This is a genomic window from Rhodobacter capsulatus, from assembly GCF_005144475.1.
Classification (GTDB): Bacteria; Pseudomonadota; Alphaproteobacteria; order Rhodobacterales; family Rhodobacteraceae; genus Rhodobacter; species Rhodobacter capsulatus_C.
Genome location: NZ_SWJZ01000021.1, coordinates 19,155 through 42,561 on the forward strand (window position 1 = coordinate 19,155; position 23,407 = coordinate 42,561).

At 64.5% G+C, this 23,407-nt stretch carries 25 protein-coding genes and 1 tRNA gene; 9 read left to right on the forward strand and 17 right to left on the reverse strand.

Annotation, left to right across the window (positions count from 1 at the left end; genetic code table 11):
• Positions 1-137 precede the first annotated feature (137 nt).
• The 10 genes from FBT96_RS06585 to iscR form a co-directional block, all read right to left on the reverse strand.
• Positions 138-214 (reverse strand) — tRNA-Arg (locus FBT96_RS06585).
• Positions 215-287: 73 nt separating this feature from the next.
• Entirely contained in the window at positions 288-1,508 is a 1,221-nt protein-coding gene (locus FBT96_RS06590; RefSeq protein WP_136905524.1) for a cysteine desulfurase, read from the reverse strand.
• A 10-nt stretch (positions 1,509-1,518) separates the two neighbouring features.
• The gene (locus tag FBT96_RS06595) at positions 1,519-2,109 is read right to left on the reverse strand and encodes a YIP1 family protein (protein ID WP_136905525.1); all 591 of its coding nucleotides are present in this window, start codon (positions 2,107-2,109) and stop codon (positions 1,519-1,521) included.
• Positions 2,106-2,594 carry a YIP1 family protein gene (locus FBT96_RS06600; protein ID WP_136905526.1) on the reverse strand — a complete coding sequence of 163 codons (489 nt, stop codon included), beginning with the start codon at positions 2,592-2,594 and terminating at the stop codon, positions 2,106-2,108. Before FBT96_RS06600 ends, FBT96_RS06595 begins: the two co-directional genes overlap by 4 nt.
• A 10-nt stretch (positions 2,595-2,604) precedes the next feature.
• Positions 2,605-3,873: a SufB/SufD family protein gene (locus tag FBT96_RS06605; RefSeq protein WP_136905527.1), complete on the reverse strand. Its 1,269-nt coding sequence runs from the start codon at positions 3,871-3,873 to the stop codon at positions 2,605-2,607.
• Positions 3,873-4,643, reverse strand: a complete 771-nt coding sequence (sufC, locus tag FBT96_RS06610) for a Fe-S cluster assembly ATPase SufC (protein WP_136905528.1) — start codon at positions 4,641-4,643, stop codon at positions 3,873-3,875. The genes FBT96_RS06605 and sufC overlap by 1 nt, the downstream gene beginning before the upstream one ends.
• A 30-nt stretch (positions 4,644-4,673) precedes the next feature.
• The gene (locus FBT96_RS06615; protein WP_136905529.1) at positions 4,674-5,267 is read right to left on the reverse strand and encodes a hypothetical protein; all 594 of its coding nucleotides are present in this window, start codon (positions 5,265-5,267) and stop codon (positions 4,674-4,676) included.
• Positions 5,268-5,277: 10 nt separating this feature from the next.
• Positions 5,278-6,792, reverse strand: a complete 1,515-nt coding sequence (gene sufB / locus FBT96_RS06620; RefSeq protein WP_136905530.1) for a Fe-S cluster assembly protein SufB — start codon at positions 6,790-6,792, stop codon at positions 5,278-5,280.
• A 19-nt stretch (positions 6,793-6,811) separates the two neighbouring features.
• On the reverse strand, positions 6,812-7,879 hold the full coding sequence (locus FBT96_RS06625; protein ID WP_136905531.1) for a cysteine desulfurase family protein: 1,068 nt from the start codon (positions 7,877-7,879) through the stop codon (positions 6,812-6,814).
• A gap of 120 nt (positions 7,880-7,999) precedes the next feature.
• Positions 8,000-8,458 (reverse strand): Fe-S cluster assembly transcriptional regulator IscR, encoded by a 459-nt coding sequence (iscR, locus tag FBT96_RS06630; protein ID WP_013067607.1) that lies wholly within the window; start codon positions 8,456-8,458, stop codon positions 8,000-8,002.
• Positions 8,459-8,670: 212 nt separating this feature from the next.
• Between iscR and FBT96_RS06635 the strand changes: the two genes are divergently transcribed.
• From FBT96_RS06635 to FBT96_RS06650, 4 genes are all read left to right on the forward strand, one after another.
• Positions 8,671-9,330 (forward strand): alpha/beta hydrolase, encoded by a 660-nt coding sequence (locus tag FBT96_RS06635; RefSeq protein ID WP_136905532.1) that lies wholly within the window; start codon positions 8,671-8,673, stop codon positions 9,328-9,330.
• Between the two features lies 1 nt (position 9,331).
• On the forward strand, positions 9,332-9,559 hold the full coding sequence (locus tag FBT96_RS06640) for a hypothetical protein (RefSeq protein ID WP_136905533.1): 228 nt from the start codon (positions 9,332-9,334) through the stop codon (positions 9,557-9,559).
• Entirely contained in the window at positions 9,556-10,167 is a 612-nt protein-coding gene (locus FBT96_RS06645; protein ID WP_136905534.1) for an HD domain-containing protein, read from the forward strand. The genes FBT96_RS06640 and FBT96_RS06645 overlap by 4 nt, the downstream gene beginning before the upstream one ends.
• Positions 10,168-10,260: 93 nt before the next feature.
• A complete protein-coding gene (locus tag FBT96_RS06650) occupies positions 10,261-11,475 on the forward strand; it encodes an NADP-dependent isocitrate dehydrogenase (protein ID WP_055208196.1) in 1,215 nt (404 codons plus the stop codon).
• 77 nt (positions 11,476-11,552) lie between these two features.
• Here the strand turns inward: FBT96_RS06650 and FBT96_RS06655 are convergent, their stop codons facing one another.
• A complete protein-coding gene (locus FBT96_RS06655) occupies positions 11,553-11,789 on the reverse strand; it encodes a hypothetical protein (protein ID WP_136905535.1) in 237 nt (78 codons plus the stop codon).
• A gap of 385 nt (positions 11,790-12,174) precedes the next feature.
• Between FBT96_RS06655 and FBT96_RS06660 the strand changes: the two genes are divergently transcribed.
• The 4 genes from FBT96_RS06660 to typA all read left to right on the forward strand — a co-directional run bounded on the left by FBT96_RS06660 (position 12,175) and on the right by typA (position 15,662).
• A complete protein-coding gene (locus FBT96_RS06660) occupies positions 12,175-12,792 on the forward strand; it encodes a YitT family protein (RefSeq protein WP_136905536.1) in 618 nt (205 codons plus the stop codon).
• Between the two features lie 39 nt (positions 12,793-12,831).
• Entirely contained in the window at positions 12,832-13,443 is a 612-nt protein-coding gene (locus tag FBT96_RS06665) for a YitT family protein (protein ID WP_136905537.1), read from the forward strand.
• Positions 13,443-13,775 carry a DMT family transporter gene (locus FBT96_RS06670; protein ID WP_023913002.1) on the forward strand — a complete coding sequence of 111 codons (333 nt, stop codon included), beginning with the start codon at positions 13,443-13,445 and terminating at the stop codon, positions 13,773-13,775. Before FBT96_RS06665 ends, FBT96_RS06670 begins: the two co-directional genes overlap by 1 nt.
• A gap of 69 nt (positions 13,776-13,844) precedes the next feature.
• On the forward strand, positions 13,845-15,662 hold the full coding sequence (gene typA, locus FBT96_RS06675) for a translational GTPase TypA (RefSeq protein ID WP_136905538.1): 1,818 nt from the start codon (positions 13,845-13,847) through the stop codon (positions 15,660-15,662).
• A 178-nt stretch (positions 15,663-15,840) separates the two neighbouring features.
• Here the strand turns inward: typA and FBT96_RS06680 are convergent, their stop codons facing one another.
• The 4 genes from FBT96_RS06680 to FBT96_RS06695 all read right to left on the reverse strand — a co-directional run bounded on the left by FBT96_RS06680 (position 15,841) and on the right by FBT96_RS06695 (position 20,229).
• The gene (locus FBT96_RS06680) at positions 15,841-16,917 is read right to left on the reverse strand and encodes an ABC transporter ATP-binding protein (protein ID WP_136905609.1); all 1,077 of its coding nucleotides are present in this window, start codon (positions 16,915-16,917) and stop codon (positions 15,841-15,843) included.
• Between the two features lie 47 nt (positions 16,918-16,964).
• A complete protein-coding gene (locus FBT96_RS06685) occupies positions 16,965-17,771 on the reverse strand; it encodes an ABC transporter permease (protein WP_136905539.1) in 807 nt (268 codons plus the stop codon).
• On the reverse strand, positions 17,768-18,649 hold the full coding sequence (locus FBT96_RS06690) for an ABC transporter permease (protein WP_136905540.1): 882 nt from the start codon (positions 18,647-18,649) through the stop codon (positions 17,768-17,770). The genes FBT96_RS06685 and FBT96_RS06690 overlap by 4 nt, the downstream gene beginning before the upstream one ends.
• 170 nt (positions 18,650-18,819) lie before the next feature.
• The gene (locus FBT96_RS06695; RefSeq protein ID WP_136905541.1) at positions 18,820-20,229 is read right to left on the reverse strand and encodes an aminotransferase-like domain-containing protein; all 1,410 of its coding nucleotides are present in this window, start codon (positions 20,227-20,229) and stop codon (positions 18,820-18,822) included.
• Positions 20,230-20,316: 87 nt separating this feature from the next.
• Between FBT96_RS06695 and FBT96_RS06700 the strand changes: the two genes are divergently transcribed.
• On the forward strand, positions 20,317-20,526 hold the full coding sequence (locus FBT96_RS06700; RefSeq protein ID WP_136905542.1) for a DUF1127 domain-containing protein: 210 nt from the start codon (positions 20,317-20,319) through the stop codon (positions 20,524-20,526).
• Between the two features lie 72 nt (positions 20,527-20,598).
• Here FBT96_RS06700 and FBT96_RS06705 read toward each other — a convergent pair whose 3' ends face one another.
• Both FBT96_RS06705 and FBT96_RS06710 read right to left on the reverse strand, forming a co-directional pair.
• Positions 20,599-22,503, reverse strand: a complete 1,905-nt coding sequence (locus FBT96_RS06705) for a Hint domain-containing protein (protein ID WP_136905543.1) — start codon at positions 22,501-22,503, stop codon at positions 20,599-20,601.
• 118 nt (positions 22,504-22,621) lie between these two features.
• Positions 22,622-23,374, reverse strand: a complete 753-nt coding sequence (locus tag FBT96_RS06710) for a Hint domain-containing protein (protein WP_169583271.1) — start codon at positions 23,372-23,374, stop codon at positions 22,622-22,624.
• Positions 23,375-23,407: the final 33 nt, after the last annotated feature.

A 23,407-nucleotide genomic window follows, 5' to 3' on the forward strand; every position in this document is an offset into this window, starting at 1 on the left:
ACTTTCCGGAGAAAGCGTCGCCCAGCGGCGCTTTTTTGTTGTGCGCCAATCTGTTGAGCGGCTTTCACGGCGGGGGACAACTCTGCGTAAAAACGCATTCCGCATGTCTGTTTTGAGGAGAGTTTGGGGGAGAGATTTGGCGCACCCGACAGGATTCGAACCTGTGACCCCTGCCTTCGGAGGGCAGTACTCTATCCAGCTGAGCTACGGGTGCCGCGTGACGGGTTCATACTCGAAAGCCTTCCGGGCTGCAACCGCTTTGACCGGAATTTCTTGCGCCGATTTGCTCAGGCCAGAAGCTCGTGGCAAAGTTCCAGCGCCGAGACCAGCGCATCGACGTCCTCGGTCGTGTTGTAAAGCCCAAACGAGGCCCGCGCCGTGGCACTCAGCCCCAGATGCGCCATCAAGGGCATCGCGCAATGCGTCCCGGCCCGCACCGCCACGCCGCGCTTGTCGAGAATCGTCGAGATGTCATGGGCATGCGCCGGACCATCAAGGGTCATCGAAAAGATCGCCCCCTTGTGCGGCGCGTTGCCCTGAATATGCAGCCAGTTCAGGCCCTTGAACTTCGCTTCCGCATAGGCGCGCAGATGCGCCTCATGCGCGGCGACATTCTGCATGCCGAGACTCATCAGATAGTCGAGCGCCACCCCAAGGCCGACCTGTTGCACGATCCCGGGCGTGCCCGCCTCGAATTTCATCGGCGGCGTGTTGTAGGTGACGGCATCGCGGGTGACGGTGGCGATCATGTCGCCGCCGCCCAGAAACGGCCGCATCTCCGCCATCCGCTCGCGCCTGATGTAGATCGCCCCCGAGCCGCTCGGCCCATAGAGCTTGTGCCCGGTGATGGCGTAGAAATCGCAGCCCAGATCGGCGACATCGACCGGCGCATGCACCGCGCCCTGCGAGCCGTCGACCAGCACCGGCACGCCCCTTTCGCGCGCCCCCGCGCAGATCGTCTTCACGTCGACTGCCGTGCCCAGCACGTTCGACATCTGGGTGATCGCCACCAGCTTCGTGCGCGGCCCGATCGCTTCCAGCACCTTTTCCGCGGGCAGGCTGCCGTCGGGCTCGATCTCGACCCATTTCAGCACCACACCCTGCCGCTCGCGCAGGAAATGCCAGGGCACGATATTGGCGTGATGCTCCATGATCGACAGCACGATCTCGTCGCCCGGCTGGAGCCGCGGCGCGGCCCAGGCGTAGGAGACAAGGTTGATCCCCTCGGTCGAGCCGGTGGTGAAGACGATCTCTTCCTCGGACGGCGCGCCCAGAAAGCGGGCGACAATGCCGCGCACGGCTTCGTAACGTTCGGTCGAAATATTCGAAAGGGTGTGCAAGCCCCTGTGAACGTTGGCATAATCCTGCGTGTACATCTGCGTCATCGCCTCGATCACGCAGGCGGGCTTCTGTGCCGAGGCACCATTGTCGAGATAGACAAGCGGCCTGCCGTTCACCTGCCGCGACAGGATCGGGAAATCGGCGCGGATCCGTGCGACATCGTACATTCTGTCCCTCTCAGCTTTCCGTCAAAAGAGCGGGGCTGAGCCCCGTCGCCAGAAGGCCCGAGCCGATCAGCATCGCCGAGCCGAAGAAAACCACAAGCACCCCCGCCCCGGTCAGCATCAGGTTTTCGAACCCGTGCAGCGCCGCGGTGAAGAGCGTGATCAGCCACAAAAGCACCCCGAAAAGCGCCAGCGTCATCAGCACGCCGATGATCGGGAAAAGCAGCATCACCGCCGCCTGCACCAGCTGCGCGCCCACCATGATCGCCTGAATCCAGACCATCAGCGCGAAAGCATCGCCAAACCGGCCCTGACCGCCGAACTGGCGCCCGAAGAAGGCCATGGCAAAAGCGGAATACAGCAGCAGGCCGCCCTGAATCGCCGCCATCAGAAAGGGCGACACCGCCGGTCCCAGATCCATGCCGGTGACGAGCGAAAACAGGATCTCGCTGAGCAGTCCAAGCGCGGCGCCAACCGCGATCACCGCGCCAAAGGCCAGCCAGCGCGCCGCCGGACGATCCAGAAGACGCGTCACCCGGACCGACGCCGCGATCGGATCGGTGAAGCTCAGACGCACCAGGTGCAGATACAGCGCAAGGCTCATGTCCGGCCCTCGAATTGTGTCACCCGCAGACCGGCGGCCCAGATCACCGCGAAAACCGCGAAGACGACGGCCGCGACCGCATTCGCCTGCGGCCCAGGCCCGATCATGCCCTGGGTCAGGCCCTGCAGCAGCATCAGCGGCGAGACCGCGAAGAGCGCCCAAAAGAGCGCGAGCCGGCCGCCGTAGCCATCGCCGCGACCGCGAAACAGCCGGGTGGCCTGGGTGACCAGAAAGGCCAGCGCATAAAAGAACGGCGTCGTCGCCGCCAGCGCCAGCGCCGTGCCCAGAAACAGGCCCGGCATCGGCACATCCGGGGTCTGGAAATGCTGCCGCGCCAAAGCGGGCCACTGCGCCACGAACATCAGCAACAGCGCCGAGAACAGAAAGCTGAACAGCCGCGGTTCCGACCGCATCCGCGCCAGATGGTCCCGGATCACGACGCGCGGGCGCCGGTAGCTGCGCAGGATGTCTTCGACGGCGGCCATGTCTCTTCCCTCAGTCCCTGTGTCGCGCCAGCCAGGTTTCCAGCCGCGCGATGATTTCGTCCTTCAGCCCCGCATCCTCGATCTCGTCGATGGCATCGGCAAGGAAGGACAGGACCAGCAAGCCCTTGGCCTCGTCCTCGGGGACACCGCGCGAGCGCAGATAAAAGAGCGCGGTCTCGTCGATCGCCCCGGTGGTCGAGCCATGCGAGCATTTCACGTCATCGGCATAGATCTCGAGTTCGGGCTTGGCAAGGAACTGGCTGTCGTCATCGAGCAGAAGCGACTGGCTGATCTGATAGCCATCGGTCTTCTGCGCGCCGGGCTTGACCAGGATCTTGCCCTGAAACGTACCGATCGCGCCGTGTTTCAGCACTTTCTTGAACACCTGACGGCTTTCGCAGCGCAGCCCCGCATGGGTGACGAAGACGGTGTCGTCATGCAGGAAGGCGCCCGTCGCCCCGTCGCCAAGCGCGGCCCCGGCGACATGAGCCACCGCATCATTGCCGATAATATCGATTACCGCTTCGTTACGGGTCAGCGCGCCGTTCACCGTCACTGTAAAGCTTTTGAACAGCGCCTTTTCGGCGACCCGGGCAAAGATGTGGGTGACGGCGCGGCGTTCGCTGTCGGGGCCCTGCGCGCGGATGTGATGGAAGCGCGCCCCCGCACCGACATCGACCTCCATCACCTTGTTGAACCGCGCCCCGGCCGGGCCGGTTTCCAGAAGCGTCAGCTCCGCCCCCGGATCCAGCTGCACAAGATGATGCAGGATCGGATCGGAAACCTCTGATTTATGGACATAAATCAGGCTGATCGGCTTTGCGGCCGCGGCCGTCACCCGGATCAGCACGCCATCCGTCGCCTGCGCCGTGTTCAGCGCCGCAAAGGGCCGTTTCACCGGATCCTGCCCCGCAGCCTCCAGCGTGCCGTAAAGCGCTTCGGCCCAGTCCGGGATCTTGTCGGCAAGCCGGGCGATCTCGACCCCGGACAGCGCCAGATCGTCCGAGGCGGCCGCATCGAAAACGCCATCGACGAAGACGATCTTCAGCCGGTCCAGCCCGTCGAAAAGCGGGGCCTCGTCCTCCTCGGCCGCTGTCGCCGCTGCAGGGGTGACCCCATTCAGCGCCGCCGGATCGGTCCAGCGCCAGTATTCGTCGCGCCGACCGGGCAGGCCCATCGCCTCAAGACGCGCCCGCGCCGCCGCCCGCGGACCGGAAAGGCCCGGCCCGGCGGTCAGTCCCGCCAGCCGCGCCGCAACGATGTCCTCTTTCGTCGCCATCACTTCGCCTCCGTCAGCCCATGCGCCGCGAGGATCTCGGCATAGCCATTCTTCTCGACTTCCAGCGCCAGATCGGGGCCGCCGGTGTGCAGGATGCGGCCATCGGCCATGATATGCACGACATCGGGCTGGATGTGATCCAGAAGCCGCTGATAGTGTGTGATCACAAGGAAGCTGCGCCCTTCCGACCGCAGCGCGTTCACGCCTTCGGAGACCAGCCGCATCGCATCGACATCAAGACCCGAGTCGGTCTCGTCCAGGATGCACATCTTCGGCTCCAGCATCGCCATCTGCAGGATCTCGTTGCGCTTCTTTTCCCCGCCCGAGAAACCGACATTGACCGGACGCTTCAGCATCTCGGCGTCGATCTTCAGCGATTTCGCCTTGTCGCGCACCAGTTTGAGGAACTCGCCCGCCGAGAGTTCGTCATCGCCCCGCGCCTTGCGCTGCGCATTCAGCGCCGTGCGCAGGAAGGTCATGTTGCCCACCCCCGGGATCTCGACCGGGTATTGGAAGGCCAGGAACAGACCCGCCGCCGCCCGCGCCTCGGGCTCCATGTCCAGAAGCTCCTGCCCCTGCAGCTTCGCAGAGCCCTCGGTGACGGTATAGCCCGGACGGCCCGCCAGCACATAGCTCATGGTCGATTTTCCGGAGCCGTTCGGCCCCATGATCGCATGCACCTTGCCCGTCTCGACCGTCAGGTTCATCCCCTTCAGAATGACCTTTTCGCCTTCTTCAAGTTTGACGTGCAGATTGTTGATTTCAAGCATTTTTTCGTCCTTGCGATCAGCGGCGCCGGGTCAGTTCGGGCGCAAGTATGTGGAAAGGATCAGGCCAAGTTTCTCGGCCGGAATGGCGGTGGGGGTCAGATGGAACTCGGCCATGCGCCCGATCCTGCGGACCGGCGGGCAGAAGCTTTCCATCAGGTGATAGCCGGGACGCAGCGTATAATCGTCCCACAGCACCGTCACGGGCCGGGTGATCCGGAACAGCGTGGTCAGGAAACAGGCGGCGCGGAAACGGCCGTCGATCAGCACCAGATCCGGGTGCACAAAATCGGGCCGGTCCCAGACCCCGATCGGATAGGAAGGCCATTGCCGGAAGGCGGCCGTATCCTTCGGCGCGCCCCATTCCTTGGTCGGCCCGACATCGCCGTGATGCAGCACCAGCCGCGCTTTCGGCGGGTTGGCGTCAAACCAGCTGCGCATCATCGCCAGCCAGTCGGCGTCGCTTTCGACCGAAAACACCACCTTGCCGGGCATCTCGGCCGCCAGCGCCGTCGATCCGCCCGAGCCATATTCCAGGATCACCCCGGCCGCGGCATAGGCCGCCCCCAAAGCCTCGGCCTCGGCCTCGGGCAGGGTCAGTTTCGGCCGTTCGATCCGGGGGCGCATCGCCGCCACCTCAGCCCACCGAGCCTTCTAGGCTGATCGCGACCAGGCTTTGCGCCTCCATCGCGAATTCCATCGGCAGCGCCCGCAACACCTCGCGGCAGAAGCCGTTCACGACCAGCGCCACCGCCTCTTCCTCGCCGACGCCGCGGGCGCGGCAATAAAACAGCTGATCGTCATCGACCTTGGAGGTCGTCGCCTCGTGCTCGACCCGGGACGAGTTGTTCTTCACCTCGATATAGGGCACGGTATGGGCGCCGCATTTGTCGCCGATCAGCAGGCTGTCGCATTGCGTGTAATTGCGCGAATTCTTCGCCCGCGGATGCATGCTGACCAGCCCGCGATAGGTGTTCTGCGCCTGCCCCGCCGAAATCCCCTTCGAGACGATGCGGCTTCGGGTGTTCTTGCCCAGATGCACCATCTTCGTGCCGGTATCGGCCTGCTGGTAGTTGTTGGCGATGGCGATCGAATAGAACTCGCCCTGGCTCTCGTCGCCGCGCAGGATGCAGGACGGGTATTTCCAGGTGATCGCCGAGCCGGTTTCGACCTGCGTCCACATCACCTTCGCCCGCGCACCGCGGCAATCGGCGCGTTTGGTGACGAAGTTGTAGATGCCGCCCTTGCCCTCCTCGTCGCCCGGGAACCAGTTCTGCACCGTGGAATATTTCACCTCTGCATCTTCCAGGATGACGATTTCCACAACGGCCGCATGGAGTTGCGCGGTGTCGCGTTTCGGCGCCGTGCAGCCCTCAAGGTAGCTCACATAGGCGCCCTTGTCGCAGATGATCAGCGTGCGTTCGAACTGCCCGGTGTTTTCCGCGTTGATCCGGAAATAGGTCGACAGCTCCATCGGGCAGCGCGTCCCCGGCGGCACATAGACGAAAGACCCGTCCGAGAAGACCGCGCAATTCAGCGTGGCAAAGAAGTTGTCGGTCTGCGGCACGACGGTGCCCAGATACTGCTTCACCAGCTCGGGGTGCTCCTTGATCGCCTCCGAGATCGAACAGAAGATCACCCCGGCCTCGGCCAGTTTCTCCTTGAAGGTGGTGCCGACGGACACCGAATCGAACACCGCATCCACCGCCACTTGCCGGTTCGACAGATCGATGTTTTCGGCCCCCTCGACCCCCGCAAGGATCAGCTGCTCCTTCAGCGGAATGCCGAGTTTCTCATAGGTGGCCAAAAGCTTCGGATCGACCTCGTCGAGCGATTTCGGCTTTTCCACCATGCTTTTCGGCCGGGCGTAATAATAAAGATCCTGATAATCGATCTCGGGCAGCTTCAACAGCGCCCAGTCCGGCATCTCCATTTCGACCCAGCGCCGATAGGCCTCCAGCCGCCAGTCCAGCATCCAGTCCGGCTCGTCGTTCTTCGCCGAAATCAGCCGCACGATGTCTTCGGAAATGCCCTTCGGCGCATATTCCATCTCGATCTCGGTCTCCCACCCGTATTTGTAGGAGCCCATGTTCTGCACCGTCTCGACCGTCTCGCGGTCCACGCCTTCGCGGATATCCTGGTCCTGCGTCATCGTCTTTTCCCCTTCCGCGTCAGCGCCTTGCGCGGTGCTTTTCATATGCCGCCCGCCATGTGTCGGCAAAGCGCAAGATCTCGTCCCGTCCGATCCCCGGACCCAGCGACACCCGGATCGCGGACCCCGCCTGCTCGTCGGACCAGCCCATCGCGCGCAGAACCTTGCTCGCACGGACCTTGCCCGAGGAACAGGCCGAGCCCGCCGACACCGCATGGCCCGCAAGGTCCATGCGCATCACCTGAGTCTCGCCTTTCCAGCCCGGAGCGATCACCGAAAGCGTGTTGGGCAGGACCTGTGGCCGCCCAGCCGTTTCCCCTTCCGGCGTCTCCCATCCCGGAAAATAGACTTCTTTCGTCGGGAATTCCAGTGCCTCTTTTAGAATATCTCTAACTTCAGCAACTTCCGCCCACACGCCCCGTGCCAAGTCCGCCGCCGCCGCCTCGGCCGCGGCGCCGAAACCGGCAATGCCGATAAGGTTTTCCGTGCCCGCGCGCCGTCCCATCTCCTGCCCGCCGCCTTTCAGCAACGACGCAAGCTCCGTGCCACGGCGCAGCACCAAGGCGCCGATGCCCTTCGGCCCGCCCAGTTTATGGGCGGAAATGAAACCGCAGGTGACCCCCAACCAGTTGAAAGCCATGGGCAACTTGCCGAAAGCCTGGGTCAGGTCCGCCGCCCAGAGCCCCGCGGGCAGATCCTGAATCACCCCGGTTTCGGAATTGGCCAGCTGCAGCGTCGCGCGGCCCGGATCGGCCACCGCCACCCGCCCGAAGCCATCGACCGGCAGCGCATCGGCACACCAGGCAGCCACCGCATCATGCTCGATCGCCGCCGCCGCACAGCCCCGCCCCGAAAGCGCCAAAGCCGCCGCCTCGGTCGCGCCCGAGGTGAAGACGATATCCGCCCCCTCCGCCCCCAGCGCCGCCGCCACCTGCGCGCGCGCCTTTTCCATCAAGGCCTTGGCCGCGCGGCCCTCGGCATGGACTGAAGACGGATTGCCCCCGACCTCCATCGCCGCAATCATCGCCGCCTTCGCCTCGGGGCGCAGCGGCGTCGTCGCGTTCCAGTCGAGATAAAGCCGTGTCATCCAATCCCCGTCGTTGCGCCCGTCTTCCAAAGAAAGGGGCGTATTTTGACCAAGAAGACGCCGATCCCGTTTCTTCTTGGCTCAAATACGCCCTTCCCGCGCCCGCATCCGGGACGACGGTCAGTCATCCACCACTGAAAACAGGCTTGGCACCGCAGGGCAAGGCTTCAGACCATTCTTCACCACGTCTTCAAGCGTGGTCTGGTGCAGGAAGACGAAGACCTGCGCCGAAAGGCTTTCCCAAAGCCGGTTCGCCAGCGATTGCGCGCGCGAGCCGGAAATCCCGCCCGAGGCCCCCGCCCCCACATGCAGCGCCGAGACCGTCTCGTCGACCGCCTCGAACACTTCGGAAATCCGGATTTCGGCGGGCGTCTTCGCCAGCTTGTAGCCGCCCCCCGGGCCCCGCACCGAGGCCACAAGCCCGGCCCGGCGCAGCCGCACGAAAAGCTGCTCCAGATAGGGCAGCGAAATATCCTGCCGTTTGGAAATTTCGGCCAGCGAGGTCATCTGCCCCGGCCCGACGGTGGCCAGATCGACCAGCGCGACCATCGCATAGCGCCCCTTCGTCGAAAGTTTCATGGTTCCCCCCCCGCCAAAGCCAAGCGGTGCACCGGAAACCCCGCCGAAACTGCGGCGAAGCATTGACGACGCGCCTTGGGCCGCTTAACTCGATTGCATCCGAAATCCCGGCATCGTGCCGGGACGTTTTCGTCCTAGGGTCTTGTGGTAAAAGCGTCAAGATTGCGCACCGCCGCAGATCCCCCGAGAACGCTGCAGACAGGCGAGAGAACATGCCCGAAGTGATCTTCCCCGGCCCCGAGGGCCGTCTCGAAGGACGTTACCATCCGCAGCCCGCCCCCGACGCGCCGATCGCGATCATCCTGCATCCCGATCCGCAATATGGCGGCACGATGAACAACCGCGTTGTCTATAATCTGCATTATGCCTTCCACAAGCTCGGCTTCACCGTGCTGCGCTTCAACTTCCGCGGTGTGGGGCGCAGCCAGGGCGAATATGATCAGGGCATCGGGGAACTCTCCGACGCCGCCTCGGCGCTGGATTATCTGCAGGCGATGAACCCGAATTCGAAGCATTGCTGGGTCGCGGGCTTTTCCTTTGGCGCCTGGATCGGCATGCAGCTTCTGATGCGGCGGCCGGAAATCACCGGCTTCGTCTCGGTGGCGCCGCCGGCCAACATTTATGACTTCTCCTTCCTGGCGCCCTGCCCGTCCTCGGGTCTGATCATCAACGGCACCGCCGATCGCGTCGCGCCGCCGAAGGACACGGCGACGCTGGTGGGCAAGCTGCGCGAGCAGAAGGGCATCACCATCACCCATTCGGAAGTCGAGGGCGCCGACCACTTCTTCAAGGATGACGAAGCCCATATGAAACCGATGATCGAGACGGTGCAGACCTATGTCCGCCGCCGCCTGACCGAGGGCTCGCGGTAAGATGGCGTTGACCGAGGATCTCGCCGAGGCGCTGGCCCGCGACGTGATCGCGGCGCAGCGCGACCTGGGCGACAAGGCCGACCGGCTGTTCATGGAGGTGGGCAATTACATCGGCACCTCCTCGCCCTCGATGCAGGAAGCCTTCATGACCGCCTGCCGCGCCTATATGGCCGCCGATCGCGGCCGCGATTTCTTCGAGACGCGGCTGAAGGCGCTGCGGGCCGAATGAGCGACCAGACGAAAGCGGGGCGGCGCGATCAGCTTTTCGCCTTCCTGCTTGAGGCCGAAAAGCTGAAATCGGTCAGCCGCGCGACGCCGATCCATGACGGGTCGCGGCGCGAAAACTCGGCCGAGCACAGCTGGACGCTGGCGCTTTATGCGCTGGTTCTGGCTGAGGAAGCGGCGCCCGGCGTCGATCCCCTGCGCGCGGTGAAGATGCTTCTGATCCACGATCTTGTGGAAATCGACGTGGGCGATGTGCCGATCCATTCCGCGGGCGGCGCCGCCCATGGCTCGGCCGAAATCCAGAACGCCGAAGCTGCTGCGGCAAAGCGCATTTTCGGCCTTCTGCCCAAGGATTTGAGCGACGATCTTCATGCGCTTTGGGAAGAATTCGAAGCCGCCGAAACGGCCACCGCGATCTATGCGAAATCGCTCGACCGGGTGCAGCCGGTGCTGTTGAACCAGCTTTCCGGCGGCGGGTCGTGGCTCGAATATGACGTCACCTGGGATCAGCTGCAGACCCGCGTCGGCACCAAGGTCGCCCGCGGCCTGCCCGCCGTCTGGGACTGGGTGCAAGCGAAGATCCGCCCCTGGTTCAACGCGCGCGGACTCTGATCCGGAAATCGGTATGCAATCGCATACAAGGCTAGCCAAACCCGCGAAAACCCGCTAAAAAGCGGCAACGAGTCACCAAGGCATGAGGGCCCAATGTCGAAGATCAAGGTAGCGAATCCCATCGTCGAGATGGACGGCGACGAGATGACCCGGATCATCTGGGATTTCATCAAGAAGAAGCTGATCCTGCCCTATCTCGACATCGATCTGCTGTACTACGATCTCGGCATCGAGGAACGTGACCGCACCAACGACCAGATCACCATCGATTCCGCGCTGAAGACGAAAGAGGTCGGCGTGGCGGTGAAATGCGCCACGATCACCCCCGACGAGGCCCGGGTGGCCGAATTCAACCTCAAGCAGATGTGGAAATCGCCGAACGGCACGATCCGCAACATCCTCGGCGGCGTGATCTTCCGCGAGCCGATCATCTGCCGCAACGTGCCGCGTCTGGTGCCGGGCTGGACCCAGCCGATCGTGATCGGCCGCCATGCCTTTGGCGATCAATACCGCGCCACCGATTTCCACTTCCCCGGCAAGGGCCAGCTGACGATGAAATTCGTCGGCGAGGACGGCACGGTGATCGAAAAGACCGTCTTCGACGCCCCCGGTGCCGGGGTGGCGATGGGGATGTACAACCTCGACGCCTCGATCATCGACTTCGCGCGGTCGTCGATGAACTATGGCTTGCTCAAGGGCTGGCCGGTCTATCTCTCGACCAAGAACACCATCCTCAAGGCCTATGACGGCCGCTTCAAGGATCTGTTCCAGAAGGTTTACGAGGAAGAATTCGCCGACAAGTTCAAGGCGGCGGGCATCCATTACGAACACCGTCTGATCGACGACATGGTGGCCTCGGCGCTGAAATGGTCGGGCGGCTATGTCTGGGCCTGCAAGAACTACGATGGCGACGTGCAATCGGACACCGTGGCGCAGGGCTTCGGCTCGCTCGGTCTCATGACCTCGGTTCTGATGACGCCCGATGGCAAGATCGTCGAGGCCGAGGCCGCGCATGGCACCGTCACCCGTCACTACCGCCAGCATCAGGCCGGCAAGGAGACCTCGACGAACTCGATCGCCTCGATCTTCGCCTGGACCGGCGGTCTGAAACATCGCGCGAAGCTCGATGACAACGCGGCGCTGATGACTTTCGCGACGACGCTGGAAAAGGTCTGCGTGCAGACGGTCGAAGACGGCTTCATGACCAAGGACCTGTCGCTGCTGGTCGGCCCCGATCAGAAATGGCTGACCACCATGGGCTATCTGGAGAAGGTCGACGAATATCTGAACAAGGCGCTGGCGGGCTGATCCCGGGCATCTTTTCGAAACTGCAAGGGCCGGGATTTCCCGGCCCTTTTTCAATGCGTTGCAATGCGCTTTGCATGTTACCAGCCGAAATGCGTCCAATGCGGCATCGGCGGCGTGGGCCCGCGCGGCGGCAGGCCGATATCGCGCCGCAAGTGGTCGTCCATCTCGGCGAAGCGGGCGGCAAGGCCCCGGTTGCGGTGATGGGTCAAAAGCGCCGCCAGCGTGCCCAACAGCACCCGGCGCGGCCCATGGGCCGCCATCAGCGTTTCAAGATCAAGTTTCAGCGACAGCTCGAAGTCGTCGGTTCTGGTCATGTCCTTTCCGGTGCACGCGGCAACCGGCCTCTGGTTTGGATGGAAAAAGACCGGAACGGGCCAGGGGCCAGACGCAGGCTTGGGGGGATCCGGTCGAAGGTCAGACGTGGTGCCGAGACACCGGGGCGGATGGCTTACGCGAAAATGCGGTAGCGATTGACTGCGGCTGCGGTTGCCGCAGCGCGAGTGAGCCCACCGGTTCGGAGGTTGGATGCATAAATGGTCATGACCCGCCCTCCCTGTCTGAATTGCCGGATGCGGCGAAGATGCACGCGCCCCTGAGTCGCGCCAAGAAAAAAGCCACGCGCCGGGTGGAACACGCGCGGCCCGTGTCCGCGCGGCCACAGCCCCTTGCCCGAGACCGCGGAGCATGAGAAAAGCCCGCATGACCGAAATCATCGCCGAAAACCCCGTCGAACACACGCTTCTGGATGATGCCCAGGGGATCGCCTATGGCACCACGATGGCCGCTTTCGGCATCGTGCTGCTCACCCATCTGGGTCTTGTCACCGGCCAGACCGCGGGGCTTGCCGTGCTGATCAGCTACGCCACCGGCTGGGGCTTTGGCCCGGTCTTCTTCGCGATCAACATTCCCTTTTACTGGTTCGGCTACCGGCGCATGGGGCTTGGCTTCGTGATCAAGACCTTCCTCTCGGTCGCTGCACTTTCGGCGCTGGCCGCCTTCCTGCCCGGCTATGTCAGCTTCGCCAATGTCAACCCGCTCGTCGGCGCGGTGATCTTCGGCTTTCTCTCCGGCTCCGCCCTGCTCGCGCTTTTCCGCCACGGCGCCAGCCTCGGCGGCGTCGGCATCATGGCGCTTTACCTGCAGGACCGCACCGGCTTTCGCGCCGGCTGGACGCAGCTGATCTTTGACGCCTGCGTCTTCGGCCTCGCCCTGACCTTGCGCGACTGGAAGACCGTCGCGATCTCGGCCTTGGGCGCGCTCGTCATCAACATCGTCATTGCAATGAACCACCGCCGCGACCGCTATATCGCCACCTGATCCGTTGACAGGACAGCCCTTCTGACGCATATTCAAGTCATGAGTGCTGACCCATCCCCCCGCCGCTACACCGTGTTCGAGGACGCCCAGGGGCTCGTCCTCGCCTCGGCACAGGCGGCGCTGGGCATCCACCTTCTGCGCGCGGCGGGGCTGGTGACGGGCGGCACCGCGGGCACGGCGCTGATCCTGTCCTACGCCACCGGGCTGAATTTCTCGGCGCTGTTCTTCGGGCTCAACATCCCCTTCTTCGCGCTGGCCTGGTGGGCGCGCGGGCCCGTCTTTTGCGTGAAATCGCTGGTCACCGTCAGCTTCGTCTCGGTCCTGGCCGAGGCGCTCAAACCCGTTCTCGTCCTCGACACGATCCACCCGGCCGCCGCGGCGCTTTTGTTCGGCGTTTCGGCGGGCGTCGGGCTTCTGGGCCTGTTCCGCCATTCCGGCACCTTGGGCGGCGTCTCGATCGTCGCGCTGATCGTGCAGGACCGCTACGGCTGGCGCGCGGGCCATGTGCAACTGGCGCATGACCTGATCCTGTTCGCCATCGCCACGCTGATCCTGCCGCTGGACCGCATCGGCTGGTCGCTTCTCGGCGCCGTCGTTCTGAACTTCGTGATCGCCTTCAACCACCGCCGCGACTGGTATATCGTGTCGTGATGAAACCCTATCTCTACCTCCTCATCGCGGTGCTGTTCGAGACCTTCGGCTCCACCTGCCTGCAGGCCTCGAACCAGTTCACCCGGCTCTGGCCGACGCTGGGCGTGATCTTTGGCTTCGGCGTGGCCTTCTGGTTCTTTACCCTCGTGCTGAAAACCTTGCCGCTTGGCATCACCTATGCGCTCTGGTCGGGGATCGGCATCGTGCTGATCACCGCCTCGGGCTGGCTGATCTTTCAGCAAAAACTCGACGCGCCCGCGCTTTTCGGCATCGGGCTCATCATCGCGGGCATCGCCGTCATCAACCTGTTTTCATCCGCAGGGCATCCCTGACGCGGTTCTTGCTGGCCAAACGGCTGCTTTTCCCGTAAGGGCAGCACAAATCTCGAACAGGCGGACTTCATGGACATTCGCAATATTGCGATCATCGCACACGTTGACCACGGCAAGACGACCCTCGTCGACAAGCTGCTGGGTCAATCCGGGTCATTCCGGGAAAATCAGGCCGTCGCCGAACGGGCGATGGACTCAAACGACATCGAACGCGAACGCGGCATCACCATTCTGGCCAAATGCACCTCGGTCGAATGGAAGGGCACGCGGATCAACATCGTCGACACCCCCGGCCACGCCGATTTCGGCGGCGAGGTGGAACGGATCCTGAGCATGGTCGATGGCGTCTGCCTCTTGGTCGATGCCGCCGAAGGTCCGATGCCGCAAACGAAATTCGTGACCTCGAAGGCCCTCGCCCTTGGGCTCAAGCCGATCGTCGTGCTGAACAAGGTCGACAAACCCGCGGCCGAGCCCGACCGCGCGCTGAACGAGGTCTTCGACCTGTTTGCCAACCTTGGCGCCAGTGACGAGCAGCTCGATTTCCCGCATGTCTACGCCTCGGGCATCGGCGGCTGGGCCGACCGCGAGCTTGACGGGCCGCGTCAGGATCTGTCGGCGCTCTTCGACCTGATCCTGGAACATGTCGAGCCGCCGAAACAGGAATTCCGCGCCGACGAGCCGTTCCAGATGCTCGCCACCACGCTCTCGGCCGACCCGTTCATCGGCCGCATCCTCACCGGCCGCGTCGAGGCCGGGCGGCTCAAGGTCGGCGACACGCTCAAGGCGCTCTCGCGCACCGGCGAGCGGATCGAGCAGTTCCGCTGCACCAAGATCCTCGCCTTCCGCGGCCTGACGCAACAGCCGATCGATCTGGCCGAGGCGGGCGATATCGTCACCATCGCGGGCATGACCAAGGCGACCGTGGCCGACACCCTTTGCGCGCTGGAAATCGAAACCGCGATCCCCTCGCAACCGATTGATCCGCCGACGATTTCGGTCACCTTCGGGATCAACGACAGCCCGCTTGCGGGGCGTGACGGCACCAAGGTGCAATCGCGCGTCATCCGCGAACGGCTGATGAAGGAAGCCGAAACCAACGTCGCGATCCGCGTCGAAGACACGCCCGGCGGCGATGCTTTCGTCGTCTCGGGGCGCGGCGAACTTCAGATGGGCGTCTTGATCGAGAACATGCGCCGCGAAGGCTTCGAGCTGTCGATCTCGCGCCCGCGCGTGATCTTCCGCGAGGAAAACAACGAACGGCTCGAGCCGATCGAAGAGGTCATCGTCGATGTCGACGACGAGTATTCGGGCGCGGTGATCGAGAAACTGACCGGGCCGCGCAAGGGCGATCTGGTCGAAATGCGCCCCGCCGGTCACGGCAAGACCCGGATCGTCGCCCATGTGCCGTCGCGCGGCCTGATCGGTTATCAGGGCGAATTCATGACCGACACCCGCGGCAACGGCGTGCTGAACCGCATCTTCCACGGCTGGGCACCCTACAAGGGCCCGATCCAGGGCCGTCGCCAGGGCGTGCTGATCTCGATGGAGAACGGCGTCTCGGTCGCCTATGCGTTGTGGAACCTCGAAGAACGCGGCAAGCTCTTCATCGGCGCGCAGGAACAGATCTACGAGGGCATGATCATCGGCGAGCATTCGCGCGACAATGACCTCGAGGTGAACCCGCTCAAGGGCAAGAAGCTGACCAACGTCCGCGCCTCGGGCACGGACGAAGCCGTGCGCCTGACGCCGCCGGTGCGGATGAGCCTGGAAGAGGCGATCGCCTATATCGACGACGACGAGCTGGTGGAAGTCACCCCGAAGATCGTCCGCCTGCGCAAGCGGCTTCTGGACCCGCATGAGCGCAAACGCGCCTCGCGCTCGGAATAAGACGAAAAAGGGGGGGCTTCGCGCCCCCCTCTTTGCTGCGCAAATTCACCCCCCGCGGGATATTTGGACCAAGGTGAAACCGGGCCTTTCCGGTTTTGGTTTCACCTTGGCGCAAATATCCCGGGGGTGAATTTCATTCGGCACGAATGAAAGAGGGGGGCAGCGCCCCCCTTTTCCATCAGCGAAACAGCACCAGCGCACCGGGCGACCAGGCGACCCGTGTCTGTGTGCCCACATCCAGCACCGGGCGGCCGAAGACGTTGCGCATCGAAATGCGGACCGGCGTCTCCACCCCCTCCAGCTTCACGTCGTAATAGGTCATGTCGCCGTAATAGACGACCTCGTCGATCACGCCGGGGGATTCGCGATCCTGCGCTTTCTGGCCCTCGTACAGGATCGTCAGCGTCTCGGGGCGGAAGCCCACCGCCGCCGCGCCGCCCGTGGGCTTGGCCGAGGCCTGTTCGTCGGTCACCTCGACCGGACCAAGCCCCGCGACGTCCAGCTGCACATGGCCGCCGCCCTCGCTCAGAACATTGGCGGGCAGGAAGTTCATCACGCCGATGAAATCCGCCACCCGGCGCGAGGCCGGACGGCGGTAAAGCGTTTCCGGATCGGCCAGCTGCGCGATCTCGCCCTCGAACATCACGGCGATGCGGTCCGACATCACCAGCGCCTCTTCCTGATCATGCGTCACCAGAACGAAGGTGATCCCCACCTCGCGCTGCAGCTTGATCAGCTCGATCTGCATCTGCTCGCGGATCTTCTTGTCGAGCGCCGAGAGCGGCTCATCGAGCAGCAGCACCTTGGGCTTGAGGATCAGCGCCCGGGCCAGCGCCACCCGCTGCCGCTGCCCGCCCGAAAGCGCATGCGCCGCCCGCGCGCCATAGCCCTTGAGGCCGACCATCTCCAGCGCCTCTTCCACCGCCCGGGCCTTTTCGGCCTCGGACCGCGGATCGCGGCGCAGCCCGAAGCCGACGTTTTCCGCCACGCTCAGATGCGGGAAGATCGCATAGCTTTGAAACACCATGTTCGTCGGGCGCTTGTTCGGCGGCACGTCTTCCATGTGCTTGCCATCGATCAGCACTGCGCCCGAGGAAATATCCTCGAACCCGGCGATGGTGCGCAAAAGCGTGGTCTTGCCGCAGCCCGAGGGGCCCAGCAGCGAAAAGAACTCGCCCTCGCGGATCGTCGCGGTGATGCCGCGCAGCGCGTGGTAATCGCCGTAATATTTGTGCACGCGATCGAATTCGATCATCTTCTTGCGCTGTTCGAGCGGCACTTTCGCGGTGATGACGTTCTGGCTCACAGGAACCCCCCAGTGTCTTTGGCGCCGGTCTTCGCGATGCCGCGGCGGCGGAAATATTCGGCAAGCGTCAGCAGCAGCACCGAGCAGACCACAAGCACGGTGCCAAGCGCCATGATCATCGGGATCTGTTTCGGAAAGCGCAGCTGCGAATAGATATAGGTGGGCAGCGTCGTCTGCTCGCCCGCCAGGAAGAAGGCCATGATGAATTCATCGAGCGAGATGGTGAACGCCATCAGCGCCGCCGAAATGATCCCGGGCGTCACCAGCGGCAGGATGATCAGCCGGAAGGTCGACCATTTCGTCTCGCCCAGATCATAGGCCGCTTCTTCCAGCGACCGGTCCAGCGAGGAAAACGCCGCATTCAGCACCGCAATCGCATAGGGCGTCGCCACCAGCACATGGCCGAGGATCACGGTGAAGATCGACATCGGCACGCCAATCGCCAGCAGCACCACCAGAAGCGACACCGCGACGATGATCTCGGGCAGCACGAGCGGCAGCATGATCAGCCCCATCGCCCCCGCCTTGCCGCGGTAATTGTAACGCGTGGCCGAGCGCGCGGCAAAGATGCCGAGCGTCGTCGCCAGGATCGAGGTCGACACCGCCACGATCAGCGAATTCGCCAGCGCCGTCGCCAGCGACTGGTTTTCGAACAGCTGCCCGAACCATTTCAGCGTGAAGCCCTTGAGCGGAAAGGCGATCACCGTGCCGTCGTTGAAGGCGAAGACCGGCAGAAGCGCGATCGGCGCATAGAGGAAGGCAAGATACAGAAAGGCATAGGCCCTCAGACCGGAGAACTTCATTTGCCCCCCCTCAGGAAGCGACGGTTGAGGAACAGGAAGATCAGCGCCACCGCCGAGACGACCAGCATGGCCGAAACCGCCACCGCCGCGCCCAAAGGCTTGTTGTCGATCTTCAGCATGTCCTTCTGGATCAGGTTCGCCACCATCGGCAGCTTGCCGCCACCGATCAGCTCGGGCGTGACATAGTCGCCGATCGTCGGGATGAAGACGATCATCACCGCCCCGATCACCCCGGGCATCGCCAGGGGCAGCGTCACCCGCCAGAACGTCATCAGCTTGCTTTCGCCCAGATCCTGCCCGGCTTCCAGCAGCGAGCGGTCGATCTTTTCCAGACTGACAAAGATCGGCAGGATCGCGAAGGGCGCATAGGCATGCGCCAGCGTGATCGCGATGGCGCCGACCGAGTTCAGCATCTGCAGCGGGCTGTCGATGATGCCGAGCCCCATCAGCGTCGAGTTCACCACGCCGTTGAAGTTCAGGATCACCTTCCACTGGAACACCCGGATCAGATACGAGGTCCAGAACGGGATGGTGATCAGGAACAGCCAGCGCGACTTGTGCGCCGCGGGCACGCTGAACGAAATGAAATAGGCGATCGGAAAGGCCAGGACCACGGTGACCAGCGTCACCAGCGCCGACACCAGAACCGACCGCAACAGGATGGTGCGGAAGATCGGATCCGACCAGGCGTCGATATAGTTCTGCGTGGTGAATTCATGCACCACGACCAGATAGCCATCCTTGAAAAAGGAATAGGCGACGATGGTCACCAGCGGCGCCGCCAGCAACAGGACTGCATAGATCAGCGTTGGGCTGACCATGAACCAGCCGTTGGCCGCCTCCGAGCGCGCCCACCGCCGGGTTGGAGATGCCGACATACTCTATTCTCCCTCAGCGCGTCTCAGGCGCGGTTGGGCCAAATTTGCACAAGGTTTCGGCAGAGGAAAGGGGGACGATGCCCCGGCTTGCCCCCTGCCTCGGGAAAATTCCCGCGAGTGCCCAGCAAAGCGGCAGGATTGCTGCCACTTTGCAACCGGAACGTGCAGTTTCAGACCGGCAGATCGCGGGGCGGATTCTCCAGCAGCGCCCGCAATTTCGCGATCGCCCGCATCAGCCGGTCCTCGGGCACGCCGCCCGCCAGCGCGAAACGCACCGCATTCGGCGCATGGCCATCGGCCAGCACATATTCATCGGCCGAGCGCACCAGCACCCCCTCGGCCTCGGCGACGCGGGCAAAGGTCGAGGCCCGCCAGCCCGTCGGCAGCCGCAGCCAGATGAAGCTCAGCCCCGGTTGCCAGGCGATGTCGTGATCTTCCATCGCCTGCACCACCATCTGCAGACGGCGGCTCATCACCTCCTGCGCGGCATGGCGCAGCCGCATCGCCTCTCCGCTGGTGAAGAGCCGGGTGATGATGTCGGTGACCGGCCGCGGCAGGCCGAAAAAGCTGTGCTGCGCCGTCAGCCGCCCGGCCTCGCCCATGCCCTCGGGGGCGATGACGATGCCAAAGCGCATCCCCGCCGAAATCGTCTTCGACAGCGAGGTCACATGCCAGGTCCGTTCCGGCGCGATCACCCGGATCGCCTCCAGCCCCGAGACCGGCGCGGTGTAGCAATCATCCTCGATGATCTGCAGATCATGCTTGCGCGCGACTTCGGCAATCGCCTGCCGACGCCGGTTCGACATCCGCGCCGTAGTCGGGTTCTGCGCATCGGGGGTGACGCAGACCACCTGCCCGCCATGACGGCGACAGGCGGCATCCAGCGCCTCGGGGATCATCCCCTCGTCATCGAGCTTGACCGGCACCACCTCGGCCCGGCTCAGCCGCGCGGCATGGCGGAAACCGGGATAGGCGAGTTCCTCGCACAGAACCACCGGCCGGTCACCGCGCAGGCAGCATTGCAGCACGATGCTGATGCCGTTCTGCCCGCCATGCGTCAGCACCAGATCATCGGCGCCGATCAGCCCATGCAGCGAGCAATGCGAAAACCAGTCGAGCGCCGCCTCGCGGCAATAGCGGTCGCGGCGCAGGCCGGGATATTCCAGATAATGCTCGCCCAGCTCGGTCGCGGCATCGGCCATCGCCTGCGACAGCGCCACCGATTGTCCCACATCGGGCAATTGCGGCGAGCGCAGGTCGATCACCCCATCCGCCGCCGGATCCGAGAGCGGCTGCTGATACAGCGATTCCGTCGGCCCCAGTCGGCGCGATTGTGTCGATACAAACGTGCCGCGCCCCACCGCCGCCTCCAGCAGCCCCTCCTGCGTGGCAATCTGATAGGCGCGGGCCACGGTTCCGGGGGTAACCCCCAGTTTCCAAGCCAGATCGCGCACGGTCGGCAGCCGCGATCCGGGCGAAAGATCGCCGCGCCGCACGCCTTCGCGCAGCGCCCGCACCAGCGCCAGATATTTCGGACCGGATTGCACCGGCAGGTCGGGTTTCCAACTTGTATCAGTCACAATGTTTCCCTCGCGCCGCTTGTGTGGGAATTGTAATCTCTTCCTACCAGCAAATATAGAATTGTATCAATACAGAAAAGGTGCCCCATGATCAGCCTGTCCCACCCCGTCTCGTCGCTGTCGCGTCGTTCCGCGCCGTCGTCGCTTGCGGTCGTGCTGGGCGCGGTTGCCCGTTGGCGCGATGACCGCCGCGCCCGACTGGCGCTGGCCCGCCTCGACGATCACCTTTTGCGTGACATCGGCCTTGCGCCCAGCGGCGCGGCGAAATCGCTGCCGTCGCAGTATTCGGCCTTCTGATCCCGAGCGCCGCAGTCCCCTGTCGGCCTCTTCCTGAGGCCGGGTGCATAGCATCCGGCCCTTTTTTCCGTTTCAGGCGGCGTTCCGGCCCATCAGCACCCGCACCTCATGCGCCTTGAGCGCGCGGCGGGCCGCGGTCCAGCGCCCGCGCCGGGCGATCCTGTCCAGATCGGGGAAAATCGCTGCCAGTTCCGCACGTTGCGGCGCATCCAGATGCGACAGGGTCTGGTCGCCGGGCTGAAAGCTTTCGGTCCAGGCGCCGTTGCCGCGGATGATTTCATGCGCGTCGAACATCAGATGCAGATAGGTGATCTCGTCGCGCTTCAGCCGGGTGATGCCGGGCTGACCGAGCATGTGCAGCGCCGCCGCCAGCACTTCGGCCTCGCCGAACAGCAGTTCCGCCCGCGCCCCCGAGATCAGCATCCGGTGCTGCGGGCTCACCAGCATGTCGGTTTCGGGCAGGCCTTCGCCCAGGGCCCCCGCGGCGATCCGCACCGGCTGCAGCTGCGGCGCCGCCGCCAGATCCGCCGCCTTCAGCCGCCGCCGCCCGATCCAGCGGATCGGCTGATAGCCATTGTCGCGCGTCAGCACCCGGTCGCCCGGCCGCAGCTTTTCCACCGCCACTTGACCGCGCTTCGTCTCGATCAGCGTGCCGGGGGTGAAACAGGGCACATTGCGCACGAATTCAACGTTTTCGATGTTGGAAAAGGTCGTCGTCGCGCCGTTCAGCCAGACGATCGTGCCGGATTCGCCGCTGATCACCGTCCGCGACCAGTCGATGTTGTGGCGAAAGACGTAAAGCGTGTCCACGTCGCTGTTGTCGGCATCCTCCGAGCCGATGATCGTGGTATTGCCGCCCGAGACGACCGAAATCGTGTCGGACCCGGCGCCGCCATCGACCGTGTCATCGCCCGCGCCGGTGTCGATCCGGTCGGCCCCCGCGCCGCCAAGGACGATGTCGCTGCCTGCGCCGCCGCTCAGCGTGTCATTGCCGCTGCCGCCCTCCAGGCTGTCGTTGCCCGCATCGCCCGTGACAAGGTCATTGCCCGCCCCGCCCAGAACCGTGTCGTCGTCGTCGCCGCCAAACAGGCTGTCATCGCCGCCAAGCCCGCTCAGCAGGTCATCGCCGCCATGGCCGTAAAACACGTTGGTAAAGGCATCGCCGCTGCTGGTGCCCTGGCCGTCAAATCCGGTCAGCGTATCGGCAAAGCCCGACCCGAAGATCCCGTCGATGCCGTTCAGCGTGTCCGTGCCCGCCCCGGTCGCCGTGCCCGTGCCCAGATTGACCGAGACCCCGGTCGTGGCCTCGGTATAATCGGCGTAATCCATCCCCGACCCGCCCGAGAGCAGGTCATTGCCCGCGCCCCCCCGCAGCGTGTCATCGCCGGTGCCGCCCGAAAGCGTGTCGGCCCCGGCGCCGCCGTCCAGCGAATCGTTCCCGCCGCCGCCCGACAGCGTGTCATTGCCCGCCCCCCCGGCCAGAAGATTGGCCAGGCTGTTGCCGGTCAGCGCATTCGCCCCGGCATTGCCGATCACGTTCTCGACATTCAGAATGACCGAGGTGAAGCCCGAGGTCGTCGCCGTGCCGGTGTCGTTCAGCGTGATGCCCTGATTGCCGGCCGGATCCAGCGCCTCGAGCGACAGCGTGTCATCGCCCGCGCCAAAGTTGAGCGTGTCGGCCGCGCCCGCGGGAAACCAGCCCGCATAGGCCAGATCATTGCCATCCTCGAGATAGACCAGATCGGTGCCATAGCCGCCCGCCAGGCTCGACCCGGCCTGCCAGACATCGTCGCCCGCCCCGCCATAGACGGTGTTGCGCCCGCTGCCGCCCGCCAGCGTGTCATCGCCCGCCTCGCCATAAAGCAGATCGTTGCCCGCCCCGCCAGAAAGCGAATCATCCCCCGCCCCCGCCATGATCGTATCGGCCGCAGCCGTCCCGGTCAGGGTGTCATTCTGGTCCGTGCCGTTGATCGCCATCTTCGTTCCTGCCTGCCCGGTTCGGGCTTTTCAGAAACAATGGGTCAGCACAATGGCAGATCGGGGCCGCAAAAGCGGCAAAGTCGGTGCGCTCTCGTGGCGGGAAGATGGCCGGGCCTCAGGCCGCCGAGCCGACCTCGGCAAAGGGACGCGCCGCGGCGGGGCCCGACCCGGCGGCAAGCTCCGGCAGGGCCCGGGTCACGGCATCGCGGCTGTCGCTTTCCAGCGCCGCCAGGCTGATCTCGGTCGGCAGGAAGCTTTCCGACCACGCGCCATCGGCCAGAACCAGCTCATGATGCGCAAACAGCAGCTGCCAATACTCGACCTCGGCGGCGGCATGAAGGGTGATGCCGTCAAGCCCGACCAGATCGCGCGCCATCGTCAGGCATTCGCCGCTTTCGCCCCCGCCCGGCAGACAGGTCAGGAAGCGGTGGTTCGGCGACACCAGCATGTCGCGTTCGGGCAGGCCCTGCCCCAGCGCCCCGGCGGCGATTCGCACCGGGCGCAGCAGCGGGTTGAGCCCCAGCGCCTGCCAGCCGAAGCGGCGACGCCCGACCCAGAGCAGGTCCTGCATGCCGCTGTCACGGGTGATCAGCCGCATCCCCGGCCGCAGCGCCGAAACCGGCATCGGCCCCTGCCCGGTGGCGATCAGGCTTGTGGCGGTGAAACAGGGCACCGCCGCGGCGATCTGCGCGAGATCAAGCGCGAAGATCCGCGCCCCCGCGGCATCGCGGCCCTCGGCGCGGCCGCCCATGCCGTCATAGCCGTCGAATTGCAGGCGGATTTCGACCATGGAATAGTCATCCCCCCACGGCCCGGGAGGGCTGCCAAGGAACGCCGTCCCCGGCGTGAAATTGCCCGTCGCTATCATCCTGCGCGTCCTGATCGGAACCATCGGGGGCAC

Excerpts from the sequence above, each read along its gene's own strand:
- FBT96_RS06590 (WP_136905524.1), bottom strand. The coding sequence starts at position 1,508 with ATGTACGATGTCGCACGGATCCGCGCCGATTTCCCGATCCTGTCGCGG.
- typA (WP_136905538.1), top strand. The coding sequence starts at position 13,845 with ATGGACATTCGCAATATTGCGATCATCGCACACGTTGACCACGGCAAG.
- FBT96_RS06665 (WP_136905537.1), top strand. The coding sequence starts at position 12,832 with ATGAGTGCTGACCCATCCCCCCGCCGCTACACCGTGTTCGAGGACGCC.
- FBT96_RS06640 (WP_136905533.1), top strand. The coding sequence starts at position 9,332 with ATGGCGTTGACCGAGGATCTCGCCGAGGCGCTGGCCCGCGACGTGATC.
- FBT96_RS06655 (WP_136905535.1), bottom strand. The coding sequence starts at position 11,789 with ATGACCAGAACCGACGACTTCGAGCTGTCGCTGAAACTTGATCTTGAA.
- FBT96_RS06625 (WP_136905531.1), bottom strand. The coding sequence starts at position 7,879 with ATGACACGGCTTTATCTCGACTGGAACGCGACGACGCCGCTGCGCCCC.
- FBT96_RS06690 (WP_136905540.1), bottom strand. The coding sequence starts at position 18,649 with ATGTCGGCATCTCCAACCCGGCGGTGGGCGCGCTCGGAGGCGGCCAAC.
- iscR (WP_013067607.1), bottom strand. The coding sequence starts at position 8,458 with ATGAAACTTTCGACGAAGGGGCGCTATGCGATGGTCGCGCTGGTCGAT.
- FBT96_RS06605 (WP_136905527.1), bottom strand. The coding sequence starts at position 3,873 with ATGGCGACGAAAGAGGACATCGTTGCGGCGCGGCTGGCGGGACTGACC.
- FBT96_RS06705 (WP_136905543.1), bottom strand. The coding sequence starts at position 22,503 with ATGGCGATCAACGGCACGGACCAGAATGACACCCTGACCGGGACGGCT.
- FBT96_RS06685 (WP_136905539.1), bottom strand. The coding sequence starts at position 17,771 with ATGAAGTTCTCCGGTCTGAGGGCCTATGCCTTTCTGTATCTTGCCTTC.
- FBT96_RS06710 (WP_169583271.1), bottom strand. The coding sequence starts at position 23,374 with ATGATAGCGACGGGCAATTTCACGCCGGGGACGGCGTTCCTTGGCAGC.
- FBT96_RS06700 (WP_136905542.1), top strand. The coding sequence starts at position 20,317 with ATGATCAGCCTGTCCCACCCCGTCTCGTCGCTGTCGCGTCGTTCCGCG.
- sufB (WP_136905530.1), bottom strand. The coding sequence starts at position 6,792 with ATGACGCAGGACCAGGATATCCGCGAAGGCGTGGACCGCGAGACGGTC.
- FBT96_RS06650 (WP_055208196.1), top strand. The coding sequence starts at position 10,261 with ATGTCGAAGATCAAGGTAGCGAATCCCATCGTCGAGATGGACGGCGAC.
- FBT96_RS06595 (WP_136905525.1), bottom strand. The coding sequence starts at position 2,109 with ATGAGCCTTGCGCTGTATCTGCACCTGGTGCGTCTGAGCTTCACCGAT.
- FBT96_RS06635 (WP_136905532.1), top strand. The coding sequence starts at position 8,671 with ATGCCCGAAGTGATCTTCCCCGGCCCCGAGGGCCGTCTCGAAGGACGT.
- FBT96_RS06680 (WP_136905609.1), bottom strand. The coding sequence starts at position 16,917 with ATGATCGAATTCGATCGCGTGCACAAATATTACGGCGATTACCACGCG.
- FBT96_RS06615 (WP_136905529.1), bottom strand. The coding sequence starts at position 5,267 with ATGCGCCCCCGGATCGAACGGCCGAAACTGACCCTGCCCGAGGCCGAG.
- FBT96_RS06600 (WP_136905526.1), bottom strand. The coding sequence starts at position 2,594 with ATGGCCGCCGTCGAAGACATCCTGCGCAGCTACCGGCGCCCGCGCGTC.
- FBT96_RS06660 (WP_136905536.1), top strand. The coding sequence starts at position 12,175 with ATGACCGAAATCATCGCCGAAAACCCCGTCGAACACACGCTTCTGGAT.
- FBT96_RS06645 (WP_136905534.1), top strand. The coding sequence starts at position 9,556 with ATGAGCGACCAGACGAAAGCGGGGCGGCGCGATCAGCTTTTCGCCTTC.
- sufC (WP_136905528.1), bottom strand. The coding sequence starts at position 4,643 with ATGCTTGAAATCAACAATCTGCACGTCAAACTTGAAGAAGGCGAAAAG.
- FBT96_RS06670 (WP_023913002.1), top strand. The coding sequence starts at position 13,443 with ATGAAACCCTATCTCTACCTCCTCATCGCGGTGCTGTTCGAGACCTTC.